The sequence below is a fragment of the Mucilaginibacter myungsuensis genome, assembly GCF_015222005.1.
In the GTDB taxonomy this organism is placed as follows: domain Bacteria; phylum Bacteroidota; class Bacteroidia; order Sphingobacteriales; family Sphingobacteriaceae; genus Mucilaginibacter; species Mucilaginibacter myungsuensis.
The window spans coordinates 264245-276656 of record NZ_JADFFL010000004.1; the positions used below are offsets into that span (position 1 = coordinate 264245).

Below are 12412 nucleotides of genomic sequence, written 5' to 3' on the forward strand. Positions count from 1 at the left end.
TTGGAAACATAAAACACATATACATCACAACCCACACACACAATACATGAGAAAAATAGCAGCAATAACACTACTATGCGGGCTTGCAGCGCTGCGGAGCGTGGCGCAAACATCGCCGCCCGCCGCGGGGCCGCAAACCTACAGCTTTACGCTGGCGGAATGCATTGCCTATGCTTACGAGCACCAGGATTCTATCAAGAATGCTAAGCTGGACGTTGCCAATGCCGACCTAAGGATCAAAGAGGTTAAAGGCCAGGGCCTGCCACAGATAGATGGCTCTATCACATTTCAGGATTATCTGCGTGCACCTGCTCAGTTGGCACCTGCCGGTCTGTTCTCGGGTAACTACAACCCTAAGGCGCCTTTAGAGGTATTGCCATTTGGTCCGGTGCAGTACAGCAACACCTTTCAGGCACAGGCATCGCAATTGCTTTTCAACGGTAGCTTTTTTGTAGGCTTGCAAGCGGTTAAAACTTATAAAGAGTTATCGCAACGCCAGCTTGCCCGCACCAAGATCCAGATCAATGTTGGCGTAAGTAAAGCTTACTATCAAATGCTGGTGAGTGTAGAGCAGATCAAACTACTGGATGCTAACATCGCCCAATTGAAACAGACCTTTAACGAGACATCGCAACAGAACAAACAAGGCTTTGTAGAAAAGATAGATGTTGACCGTTTAGAGGTGCAGTACAATAACCTGGTGACCACCCGCCAAAATGTGGAGCGCACTTTAGAGATAACCGACGCGATGCTGAAATTCCAAATGGGCATGCCTATTGGCGACAAGTTAACTTTGACCGACAAACTATCGGACGTTAACCTGACCCAAAACCTGGCTGAGACAGCTGCTGATACCACATTTTACCGTAACCGTGTAGAGTATGGCTTGTTAGAGACCGCCAAAAACCTGAACGAATTAGAAGTTAAGAACCGCAAAGCCGAGTTTATGCCGACAGCATTTGCAAACGCTGCCTTTGCTAACGTGTTTCAGGAGAACCAAACTAAGTATCTGTACAGTCACCCGTACCCGTACAGCTTTGTTGGGTTAAATATCAGCATCCCTATCTTCAGTGGTTTCCAGCGTAGCAGCAGGTTACAACAAGCTAAGATCACGGTAGAAAAATCTAAGAATGATCTGCACAACGCTAAAAACGGGTTGACCTTGCAAGGTACCGCCGCAAGGGTTACTTATATCAATAGCCTGCAATCTTTAACCAATCAAAAACGCAATCAGGGATTGGCTAACGAGGTGCTTAGGGTTTCTAAAATAAAATATGGCCAGGGTGTAGGATCAAGCATTGAGGTTACCCAGGCGCAAACCGCTTTAGAGACCGCCAACAACGATTACATACAGTCACTTTACGATGCCCTGATCAACAAGGTTAACCTTGACCAGGCTTACGGAAGGATACAATAACATTATCACATCACACAACAACACACACGCGACATGAAAAAAATAGCATACATAGCAGTATTAAGTCTTTTAGCGGCTTGCGGCGGAAAGTCTAAAGATCCTAAGACCGAACTGGCCGATCTTAAAAAACAACAAGCTGAGCTTGCACAAAAAATAGCTAAGATCGAGGCCGAAAATCCATCAGCAGATTCGGCAAAGGTGACCGAAGTAAGGGTTAACGAGATCAAGACCGGTCAATTCACCAACTATGTACAGATCCAAGGCCGTATAGATGCCCAGGATAACGTTACCGCTTTCCCGCAGGCACAGGGTACTATTACTAATATCTACGTAAAAGCCGGTCAGCGCGTAAGCAAAGGCCAGATCTTGGCGCAGTTGGATAATGCAGTATTGAAACAGCAGATAGCCCAGGGCGAAGCACAGTTAGATCTGCAACGCACGGTTTTCCAACGTCAAAAAAACCTTTGGGACCAAAAGATCGGTACCGAGATCCAGTACTTGCAAGCTAAAACCAATTTAGAGGCCGGTCAAAAACAGTTGGCAGCCGTAAAGCAACAAGCTGATATGTACACCATCAAATCGCCTATCAATGGTACGGTGGATCAAATGGATCTTAAACTTGGTCAGGCTGCTGCGCCGGGTCAAACAGGTATCCGCATCGTTAATGCTGATGCGTTGAAAGTTAAGGCCGATGTTCCGGAGTCAAACTCAGGCAGTATTTCACAAGGTGCAAAAGTTACCGTAGTAGTGCCGGATGCTAAAGATTCGGTAAACACTACCTTAACATTCGCTGCGAAGGTGATCGACCCTAACTCGCGTAGCTTCGCGGTAGAGGTTAAATTGCCTCAGCGCAAAACCTTACGCCCTAACATGACGGCTATCCTAAAGATCGCTAACTATACTAACAACAACGCGATCATCATCCCGGTTAAAGCGGTTCAACGTTCAGAGAATGGCGACTTTGTGTTCATTAACAACAACGGTGTTGCTAAAAAAGTGAATGTTAAAGTTGGCGCTACTTACGCAGGCCAATCAGAGATATTATCGGGCTTAAAAGCGGGTGACTCGCTGGTTACCGATGGCGCTACCGATGTAGAGGATGGCGACAAGATCAAAGTATTAGCCGCTAATTAATTTTCCTAAACAATTGATCTTTTAGATATGAAAGACGTTCACAAAGAATTTGGGCCATCAAGTTGGGCCATCGAAAATAAAACGGCCATATATGTGATCATATTCCTGATCACCGTATTAGGTATCATCACGTACAATAATCTCCCTAAAGAGAACTTCCCGGATATTGCCCAGTCTAAGGTATTCGTATCGACGACCTTTATTGGCCAATCGCCGCAGAACGTGGAAAACCTGGTAACGCGCCAAATAGAGAAGAAACTTAAATCGCTTAAAGGTTTAAAGAAAGTTACATCAAACTCGGTACAGAATGTATCTATCATCACGGCCGAGTTTCAGGCCAACGTGAAGATAAAGGATGCCAAGATAGATGTAAAAGAAGCCGTAGATAAAGCTAAACCGGATCTTCCGCAAAATGATGATAACCTGAAGGAGTCCGTCATTTCGGATATCAACGTAGCGGATCTGCCCATCCTATACGTCAACCTGTCCGGCGATTACGATCTTAAACGATTGAAAGAATATGCCGACCTGTTAAAGGACGATATTGAAAGTTTTAAAGAAATATCGAGAGTTGATGAAGTTGGCGCTTTAACGCCCGAGATCCAGGTGAATGTTGACCTGAACAAAATGGCAGCCGCGCAGGTCAGCTTTGATGATATTTTACAATCATTAAGCAGTGAAAATATCCTGGCTTCGGTAGGTAGTATTAAAGCCGATGGCGTACGCCGTAGTATTGATATCAATCAGGATTTTAAAAATGCTGACGAAGTGAGGGCAATGGTAATCCGTAACCCTGCAGGCCGTGCGGTTTACCTGCGCGACATTGCTGATGTGAAGGACTCGTTTCTGGAGCAAGAAAGCTATGCCCGTTTAAAAACACCGGATAGCAAAGAGTTTAAGAACGTAATTACCCTGAACGTGAGTAAACGTGCAGGCGAGAATCTGATCGAAGCATCGGACAAGATCAATGCGCTGATCAAACAAAAACAAAAAACGGTTTTCCCTAAAGGTTTAAATATCACCGTAACCGGCGACCAAAGCGACAAGACCCGTGTAACTCTGAATGACCTGATCAACACCATCGTTATCGGTTTTATTTTGGTAACGGTTATTTTGATGTTCTTTATGGGTACTACCAACGCCATCTTTGTGGCCTTGTCGGTACCGCTATCGTGCTTTATCGCCTTCCTTATTATGCCGGCCATTGGGTTCACGTTGAACATGATCGTGTTGTTCTCGTTCCTGTTGGCGCTGGGTATTGTGGTGGATGACGCGATCGTAGTTATCGAGAATACCCACCGTATTTTTGATAACGGTAAAGTGCCAATTAAAGAGGCCGCTAAAATGGCTGCCGGCGAGGTGTTCTTACCGGTACTTTCCGGTACAATGACCACCTTGGCCCCATTCGTACCTTTGGCTTTCTGGAACAGTTTGATCGGCCACTTCATGTTCTTCCTGCCTATCACGCTGATCATCACTTTACTGGCATCGTTGGTAGTAGCATATATCATGAACCCGGTATTCGCTGTAGATTTCATGAAACCGCACGTTGCAGGCGAGCATGACCGCATGACCTTTGATAAGAAGACCCGTAAAGTGACCATCATACTGGCTGTGTTAGCTGCCTTGAGTTATGTGATGTTCTTCACCGGATCTTGGACCATGGGTATGGGTAATTTCCTGGTGTTCTGTATATTTTTGTACCTGCTTAACCATTTTGTGTTATTACGCACTATTGATAAATTTCAAAATGGCGTGTGGCCTAAATTCCAGGCCTGGTATGCCAAATGGTTGGAGCGTGCTGTAAAGAGACCAGGTTTGGTATTGGGCGGTACTTTTGTCCTGTTCATTGTCGCTTTGGTAATTAATAGCGTACTGGGCAAAACCCCGGTGTTCTTCCCGTCAGGCGACCCTAACTTTGCTTATGTGTACGTTGCCTTGCCTATCGGTACCGATCAGGCTACTACTAACGAGGTAACAAAGAACATCGAGAAAAAAGTAGCTGCCGCTGTAGAGGCTGATAAAGACATCGTATCGTCGGTTATCTCTAACGTGACCAAAGGCGTTACCGACCCTACCGACGAGGACCAGGGCGATTATCAAAATAAAGGTAAAGTGACCGTAGCGTTTGTTGAATTTGGTAAACGTGAAGGTAAAGACACCAAAGCGATACTGCAAAAGATCCGTAACGCGGTACAAGGTGTGCCCGGTGCCAAGATATCTGTAACCCAAGAGAACAGTGGCCCGCCGGTGCAAAAAGATATCGCGATAGAGATCATTGGCGATAACCTGGATACCCTGGTGGCTACCGGTAACCGTTTAAAAGCTTACCTGGCCAAACAAAACATCCCGGGTATAGAGAACCTGCAAGCCGACGTTGAAAGTGACAAGCCCGAGATCGTATTTGATATTGACCGCGAACGTGCCAACCGCGAAGGCATTAGCAGCGGGGTGGTGACCCGAAATTTGGTAACGGCAATTTTAGGCTTAAAAGCAGGAGATTTCCGTAACACTAAAGAAGATGATTACCAGATCAAAGTACGCGCTTTAGAAGAGCAGCGTGGCAATATCGATGAATTGAAGAATTTGAAGATCACTTATCGCGATATGGCCAGCGGGGGCGCTATTCGCCAGGTGCCTATTTCTGCCTTCTCTGATGTGCGTTATACCAACACCTACAGCAACATCAAACGCAAGCAACAACGCCGCGTATTGACCCTGGGTAGTAACGTAATTAAGCCGAACAACCCTAACGATGTGAACGCCGCGATCCTGCGCTCATTGGCCGACTTTAAAAAGTCGGATGATGTGATCATCCGTCAGGGTGGTGGTCAGGAAGACCAAATGGAAGCAATGATATTCCTTTTGACTGCTTTAGGGGTTTCATTTGGTTTGATCCTGTTGATCTTGATGATCCAATTTAACTCGATAGGTAAAACGCTGATCATTATCTCTGAGATATTCTTCAGTATCATAGGTGTATTTTTAGGCGTGAGCTTATTTGGTATGACCATGGCCATTGTGATGACAGGTATCGGTATCATTGCCCTTGCAGGTGTGGTGGTGCGTAACGGTATCCTACTGGTAGAGTTTACCGATATGCTGGTAGGCCAGGGCATGAACGTGCACGACGCCGTTGTTGAAGCCGGCCATACCCGTATGACCCCGGTATTACTGACCGCGACAGCAGCCATATTAGGTTTGATCCCGCTGGCAGTTGGTTTCAATATCGACTTTGTGGGCATGTTCTCGCACTTTGCACCGCACATCCACTTCGGTGGCGATAACGTGGCATTCTGGGGCCCATTAGCCTGGACCATGATCTTCGGGCTTGGTTTTGCTACCGTGATCACCCTGATACTGGTGCCATGTATGTACCTGATCTGGGCAAATTTGAAAGAACGTTTCACCGGTAAAAAGATCGGTGGCGACCTTAAAGCCGGCCAAGTTAAAGTAGAAGGCGGACATTAAAAATAACCGATCTTCCCAAAGATCAGCACAAGGCCGTTCGATAGCGATATCGGGCGGCCTTTTTTGTTGTGAGCGTGGCGCAGGGTGGTTGGGGCGACGGGGTGAAAGTGAGAGCTTCAGCATCAACATCTTGCTTCCCCGCTTGAGCGGGGTCAGGGGTGTGTCCTTCGCTTGTAAGATCAGCGAAAGATACCTCATGGTTTAAGTTTTCGACTTAGACCTATAATACTGAAAGCATCCTGCTTGCGGAAGTTATCTTTTGTCATTCTGGAGCACAGCGAAGGATCCGTAACATAGCGGAGCGGAATTGCATATCCAAATTGCAAAGCTTCAGGATGTTTCGTTCCTCAACATGACAATAAAAAGAGATCAGAAAACCAAAAGTCTATAAAAAAAGCAAGGCCCCTGATGGGCAGGGACCTTTACTTAAACCAATTATAAACCTTATATGTGAGAGACGAATTATTATGATACAAATATAAGACGTTGTAACACGTTCGACAAACTTTTTATAAGATTTAACATATTTTTAACACAAAGGCAAGTTTTGGCCGATAATGTTGCCAAATGTGAATTTAATGTTGATAAAATTGCAAACCTTAGTGTATTTATGACACTTTAAGTTTAGTAATTGTAGGCGTTACAAAAGCGATAAGGGCCTCAACCTCATGCTGCAGACCGGCCAAACCGTCGCGATAGTAGGTTTCTAAACTTTTATCTATCGCTTTTAGCTTACGGCGCACCGGTTTGTAGCAAAGCAAAATGGCTTTCATGGTACGGCTTTGATGAATGTCCTGCACAGGGGCTTCGGGCACCAGCGGGATCAGTTCTTCTTCGATCTCCATACGTTTACGGTTAAGTAACGTAAGGGCAAAGGCATTGCTCTCTGTATAAGCAAAGGTAGCAAGGCGTTTAATTTGGTGTAATAGCGTTTGTAAATGTTCAAGGATGTTCTTGGGGTCGAGAGTGCTTTCCATTTCTTTTTACAAGGATATTAGTGAACAGGTAAACTATAAGGTTAACGTTTGCATTTGGCAATGTAGTATGCTTACCAAATGAAATTTACATGAAATTAAGTACTGTCCGTTAATAATCCAAATAGGTTTTAACAATTTATTTACAAATAGGTGATCTTCTTACAATAACGTCCGTAAAACGGGCCATACGTTATTTGCAATGATGCCGTAACCCTCGGCATTTGGGTGAATACCATCCCTGATGTTAAGGTGTCGCATACCTGCCACACCATCTAAAAAGAAAGGCACTAATGCCATATGATAGGTGTCCGCCAGTTTTTGATAAATAGCTCTGAACTCGGCCACCAACGTCCCGGGAATAAAGGCAGGTAATTGCATCCCCATCAAAGCCAGTTTAACTTTTGGGTGTTTGGCAATAACTTTTTTTACGATAGCCTCCAGGTTATTATAGATAGTGGACGGCGCGGTACGCCTGGTAAGATCATTAATGCCTAATTCTAATACAAAAACATCTACTGGCTGGCTGATCCAGTAGTCCAGCCGGTTCAGCCCGCCGCCCGATGTATCGCCACTGACACCGGCATTAATGATACGGTACGACAAACCTTCGGCCGAGATCTTTTGACCAATCAACGCCGGGTATGATTCGTTGCCGGCATCGGCCAATCCATAGCCGGCGGTGAGGCTGTCGCCAAAAAACAGGATATTTTTCATTCGTTGGTCAAATATCATTAAGGTGACGTTTCTTTTTATTATGCTGTTGAAAATAGTATTAACGCACTTTTGTTTGTTGACGATGCCTTAAAACCCTAAATTGATCACGATATGACAAACACCGACACCGCCGCTTACTGGATACACCATCTCGGCTTACTCCCCCACCCCGAGGGCGGCTTTTATACGGAGACATTTCGTTCAGGCACATCCGTTAATCGCACGGGCGGCACAATGGTCAAACAAGCCTGCACCTCCATCCATTATTTACTGGAGGGTGCGGACTACTCCGGCTTCCACCGTATCGGGTCGGACGAGATATGGTATTTTCATAAGGGCGCGCCGCTGCATATCCACGCCATAGATAAAGATGGCAAGTACATCGTGCACGAATTATCCGACCGACCTTCGGGCAATCTGTCAGTCGTCATCCCCGCGGGTCAATGGTTCGCGGCAGAGTTGCCGGGTAAAGAGCATTACGCATTGGTGAGTTGCGCCGTAGCCCCGGGTTTCGACTTTGCCGAGTTCGAGATGGCAGTTACAGGTCCGCTGAGTGATCAATACCCACAGCATAAGGCTATCATTGGCCGGCTTTGCAGATTATGACCCATTTGCATTTGCACACCCAACTGTTTAAATTAGTTCGATAAATCCGTACCGCCATGACCACAGCAACCGACATGAAAACCGTATTGAATGACGCTTCTGTGACCGACTTCCTCGATAGCCGTGCCACCGACCCGCAAGAGCGCGCCGATTGCGACGCTATCATAGACATCTTGCAAAAAGTGACCGGCCATCCGCCCAAAATGTGGGGCGATGCTATCGTTGGGTTTGACGTGTATCACTACAAATACGCCAGCGGTCGCGAGGCGGATATGTGCCTATTAGGTTTTTCGCCACGCAAAGGCAAGTTCAGCCTGTATGTATTAGGCGACTTTGAAGGCAAAGACGACCTGCTGGCCAAATTAGGCAAACACAAAGTACAAGGCAGCTGCCTGCACGTTAAACGATTGAAAGATATCGATACTGATGTACTGGCCGAGATAGCCCGCCGCTCTGCCGAGCATACGCGAGGGCTGTATCCTAATTCAGGGTGTTAAGGTTATTCGTAAAAACTGGTCGAAGTTTTCAACTTCGACCTAAAATAGTGCAAGCATCCTGCTTGCGGAAGCTGAAAGCTTTTGACATGTTAGGACGAAGCTATAAGCATCGAGCGGCTTGTAAAAGAGAAGTTTGACGGTTGACCGCCGAGCTTCTTAAATATAGCCATCGAGGAGTAATTGACAAGTGAATTTATTTAACGCTATTGACCAGCGTTTCGATGAATTTTTTTGACGATTCTTTCATCGGTACAAATTGATTACCTAAAGATGTACTGCAATCCAAAACCAATACTACACCAACATTTTTTGCAATCGATTTTACACCTTTAGTATCTTCAATGTCGGTTTCATAATCATTCTGATTATATTTATATGATAAAGACAAATCTTTTACAAATAAATTTTGTCCATTACTTGAGGTAATGGAAAGGTTTTCTAAAGGGATAGTGGCCTTTTCAACAGGTTTACCACCACTGATAATAGTAGATATGGTCCCAGAAATCGGCGTCCCATCATCTCCTATAAATTTAACGGATGATGATTTTGCACTTGTTACCTTAAAAACTGGAGATTTCTTGTCTATGTTCGTCATCTGGGCAAAGATGGTGAATGGCGTGGATGCGCCTGTAAATTCCGGGGTGCTATACGTATTGAATGTGATACGGAAATATTTAGGAGAAGATGCAAATATCTCTACATTATTGGTTACTATCGATATATTCTGCGAAGTTGCAATAAGTGATTGAGCTATGGATTGAAATATGCTATTGATGTTGGATGAGTTAGCTTGCAAATATTGACCATTCACAGCTAAGTACGAAAGGTCTGCATCTATAACAGCGCCATTACCCTTAAAACCTATGGTGTAACTTTTTATTGGTTTGTTAGAAATAGACGTATTTCTTAACAGATCTGCGGTGTATGGTATTACGGCTCCCTGGCCAACATTAGTGAAAAAATTAGCTGAAACGTTATCCAAACCATCGGTAAAACTAACGATAAAAGCTTGGTCAAGAGTCTGGGTCGAATTTAAGGTTTTGAGTTGTTCAATAGCTGTCTTAACACCATAACACAATGCTGTTTGGTCTACAGTATTTAACAAGCCGTCTATCGCCGAATAAGTTGCTGTAATGTTATTATTCATAGCTTTTGGATAAACGGTGCTGTTAAAACCTACGACGCCTAAGAATAACCCTTCTACTGTCTTGTCCGGAACAGGTTCAGGTGTGGTGTCTTTTCTACATTTAAGAGAACTCAAAATGATTAAGTTCAACAAGAGGATAATGATAAGTTTTATTTTCATGTTGGGTTTAGAGATATGACAAATATAATAAGTACTTGTCATTTATTATATTGTAAGACAATAATTATCCTATCCAACTGGTATTATACTAAAACCCCGAACGCTGGTCGAAGTTTTAAACTTCGACCAAAAATAACGCAAGCATCCTGCTTGCGGAAGCTGAAAGCTTTCAACAGATCAGCGTCACTATCTATTTCGCGATTGACATTCGCCTTTCGCATTCCTCAATTCCCTCTCAACTTCCTAAACCCATCATTCTTATAATTCCGTCCGATCGGTATTTCCTTCCCGGCTATTTCTACCGATAACGAGCTATAACTATCCACTTTATCTATCGCCACAATAAATGAGCGGTGAATGCGTACGAACAGACCTTCGGGCAGCAGTTCTTCCAGTATGCTGATCTTTTGTTTGGAGGTGATCACACGGCCAGGCAGAGCTACTTTAATGTAGTCGCCGTCGCTTTCTATCCACAGGATGTCGGCCACATCTACCTTGATCATTTTGCGGTCGGCTTTCAGGTAAATAAAGTCGTTGGCCGTATTAGTTTGCAGAAGGGTCTCCTGAAAGACCTGTTGTTGCCTGTTGATGCCGAAGTGATGATAAACCTTATCCATCGCTTTCAGAAAGCGGTCGAACGGGATAGGTTTCACCAAATAATCAATGGCGTTCAGGTCAAATCCTTCTACCGCGTAGTCGTGATAAGCGGTTGTGAAGATCACCTTTGGCGGATCTTTCAGCGTCCGCACAAGATCGGTCCCTTTCAGTCCGGGCATTTGTACATCCAGAAAAGCCAGATCGACCTTCTTTTGTTGCAGCACGCGGAAGGCTTCGATGCCGTCGGGGCATTTGGCTACCACCTCTACATCACCAAAATTTTTCAGGTAAGTATCGATCACCTCAATGGCAAGTGGTTCGTCGTCAACAATAATGGCCTTTATTTTCATGGCGGTTTACAGGCTGATGTGTTTGTCCAGGTTCACCTCTAAAATAATAGCGAAAAGCACATCCTCCTCATAAATTTTCAGTTGGTGCGCTTTGGGGTACAATAATTCCAGCCTTTTCTTAACGTTTGGCAAGCCGATGTTACCCTTATGCCTTTCGATATCGCCGGGTAAGATCGTCGGTTTACTGTTAGATACCTTGAATTTGAGTTTCTGATCGCGGATGCTCAGGTCGATATTGATCCATACGTCCCCAACCTGCTCACTGGTGCCGTGCTTGAAAGCGTTCTCTACCAAGGGGGCCAGCAATAACGGCGCAATGCGGTGCTCGTCTATCCCGTCTTGTATCTTTACGTTCAGATCCAACCGGCCTTCGTAACGGAGTTTCTCCAATTCGATATAGTTCTGCATGGCTTCCACATCTCGTTTAAGCGGCACGGTATCTGCCTTGGTCTCGTACAACATATACTTTAATATCTCAGACAGACCGATCACTACTGCCGGGGCCTTGTCCGACTTTGACAACGACAGCGCGTAAATATTATTCAGTGTATTGAACAGGAAGTGTGGATGCACCTGTCCTTTCAAAAAGTTCAACTCGGCTTGCAGGGCGGCTTCGCGGCGTTCGTGCCACATTTTAAAAAACTTGATGGTAAGGGCGGTCCAGATCACCAGGTTAACACCTTTAGCAGCGTTGGCAAAATACTGCATATTGAACAGTTGATAGGCGAAGCTGCCATGGATCTTGTTCCAGGTAAAGGTAGGGTCTTGCTTTTGATACTCGTTATACACCCTTGGGTCGATAACGGTGATATCCAATATCCGCGTCATCAACGCCGAAGACATGATGCACAACACCATAAACAGCGCAAACCAACCATACTTGCCCTGTAACAAGTAATGCGGCATCACCCAATACGCCATTACATAAAAATAGCTCATATGGATGGGCAGGTACATCAGGTTATCTACAAACCCCCACCAATAGGTAGGCTTGGTAGCACCAAAAAAGAAGGTCAGCATCAACGATGCCAGCAGCCAAAACAAGGCATGCTCGCCAATATGTCGCCAAGGCATTTTTTGTGTAAGTGCGGTCGGTTGCATGGTACAAAACTAAGCAACAGCGGCTTATATGCCACTTGTCCTAAGCCAATTATCGACAGACAACAGCCTTTGGTCGACGAACGACATCAACCTCCCGACAAACACCGGCCTTACAAAGTTTAACGGTATCCGCCCCCGTGTTTTCACCCGTTGCCGATCCAGGCATGCCGTGTAACTATGATGCTTTTAATGCGACACGGGGCTTTGCAGTTTTGCATCAGCGAACGGGGGTAGAGTTGTAA

The 12412-nt window shown here is 45.2% G+C and carries 10 protein-coding genes; 5 read left to right on the plus strand and 5 right to left on the minus strand.

Annotated elements, in window-relative coordinates:
* The first annotated feature begins 46 nt into the window (after positions 1 to 46).
* From IRJ16_RS12405 to IRJ16_RS12415, 3 genes are read left to right on the plus strand one after another with little or no spacing between them, the layout of a single operon-like run.
* Positions 47 to 1417, plus strand: coding sequence for a TolC family protein (locus tag IRJ16_RS12405; protein ID WP_194111898.1), 1371 nt, complete (start codon positions 47 to 49; stop codon positions 1415 to 1417).
* Positions 1418 to 1450: 33 nt separating this feature from the next.
* Positions 1451 to 2551, plus strand: coding sequence for an efflux RND transporter periplasmic adaptor subunit (locus IRJ16_RS12410; protein WP_194111899.1), 1101 nt, complete (start codon positions 1451 to 1453; stop codon positions 2549 to 2551).
* Positions 2552 to 2578: 27 nt separating this feature from the next.
* Entirely contained in the window at positions 2579 to 6022 is a 3444-nt protein-coding gene (locus IRJ16_RS12415; RefSeq protein WP_194111900.1) for an efflux RND transporter permease subunit, read from the plus strand.
* A 608-nt stretch (positions 6023 to 6630) separates the two neighbouring features.
* Here the strand turns inward: IRJ16_RS12415 and IRJ16_RS12420 are convergent.
* Complete coding sequence (locus IRJ16_RS12420; protein WP_194111901.1) at positions 6631 to 6999, minus strand: hypothetical protein; 369 nt, start codon at positions 6997 to 6999, stop codon at positions 6631 to 6633.
* 159 nt (positions 7000 to 7158) lie between these two features.
* A complete protein-coding gene (locus IRJ16_RS12425) occupies positions 7159 to 7713 on the minus strand; it encodes an arylesterase (RefSeq protein WP_194111902.1) in 555 nt (184 codons plus the stop codon).
* A gap of 111 nt (positions 7714 to 7824) precedes the next feature.
* Here IRJ16_RS12425 and IRJ16_RS12430 point away from each other — a divergent pair, with 111 nt between their 5' ends.
* On the plus strand, positions 7825 to 8319 hold the full coding sequence (locus IRJ16_RS12430; protein ID WP_194111903.1) for a cupin domain-containing protein: 495 nt from the start codon (positions 7825 to 7827) through the stop codon (positions 8317 to 8319).
* A 56-nt stretch (positions 8320 to 8375) separates the two neighbouring features.
* The gene (locus IRJ16_RS12435; RefSeq protein WP_228080091.1) at positions 8376 to 8816 is read left to right on the plus strand and encodes a DUF1801 domain-containing protein; all 441 of its coding nucleotides are present in this window, start codon (positions 8376 to 8378) and stop codon (positions 8814 to 8816) included.
* 193 nt (positions 8817 to 9009) lie between these two features.
* Here the strand turns inward: IRJ16_RS12435 and IRJ16_RS12440 are convergent, their stop codons facing one another.
* The 3 genes from IRJ16_RS12440 to IRJ16_RS12450 form a co-directional block, all read right to left on the minus strand.
* Complete coding sequence (locus tag IRJ16_RS12440; RefSeq protein WP_194111904.1) at positions 9010 to 10122, minus strand: hypothetical protein; 1113 nt, start codon at positions 10120 to 10122, stop codon at positions 9010 to 9012.
* 224 nt (positions 10123 to 10346) lie between these two features.
* Positions 10347 to 11069, minus strand: coding sequence for a LytR/AlgR family response regulator transcription factor (locus tag IRJ16_RS12445; protein WP_194111905.1), 723 nt, complete (start codon positions 11067 to 11069; stop codon positions 10347 to 10349).
* 6 nt (positions 11070 to 11075) lie between these two features.
* Positions 11076 to 12170: a sensor histidine kinase gene (locus IRJ16_RS12450; RefSeq protein WP_228080093.1), complete on the minus strand. Its 1095-nt coding sequence runs from the start codon at positions 12168 to 12170 to the stop codon at positions 11076 to 11078.
* Between the last annotated feature and the right edge of the window lie 242 nt (positions 12171 to 12412).

Excerpts from the sequence above, each read along its gene's own strand:
- IRJ16_RS12405 (WP_194111898.1), top strand. The coding sequence starts at position 47 with ATGAGAAAAATAGCAGCAATAACACTACTATGCGGGCTTGCAGCGCTG.
- IRJ16_RS12410 (WP_194111899.1), top strand. The coding sequence starts at position 1,451 with ATGAAAAAAATAGCATACATAGCAGTATTAAGTCTTTTAGCGGCTTGC.
- IRJ16_RS12415 (WP_194111900.1), top strand. The coding sequence starts at position 2,579 with ATGAAAGACGTTCACAAAGAATTTGGGCCATCAAGTTGGGCCATCGAA.
- IRJ16_RS12420 (WP_194111901.1), bottom strand. The coding sequence starts at position 6,999 with ATGGAAAGCACTCTCGACCCCAAGAACATCCTTGAACATTTACAAACG.
- IRJ16_RS12425 (WP_194111902.1), bottom strand. The coding sequence starts at position 7,713 with ATGAAAAATATCCTGTTTTTTGGCGACAGCCTCACCGCCGGCTATGGA.
- IRJ16_RS12430 (WP_194111903.1), top strand. The coding sequence starts at position 7,825 with ATGACAAACACCGACACCGCCGCTTACTGGATACACCATCTCGGCTTA.
- IRJ16_RS12435 (WP_228080091.1), top strand. The coding sequence starts at position 8,376 with ATGACCACAGCAACCGACATGAAAACCGTATTGAATGACGCTTCTGTG.
- IRJ16_RS12440 (WP_194111904.1), bottom strand. The coding sequence starts at position 10,122 with ATGAAAATAAAACTTATCATTATCCTCTTGTTGAACTTAATCATTTTG.
- IRJ16_RS12445 (WP_194111905.1), bottom strand. The coding sequence starts at position 11,069 with ATGAAAATAAAGGCCATTATTGTTGACGACGAACCACTTGCCATTGAG.
- IRJ16_RS12450 (WP_228080093.1), bottom strand. The coding sequence starts at position 12,170 with ATGCAACCGACCGCACTTACACAAAAAATGCCTTGGCGACATATTGGC.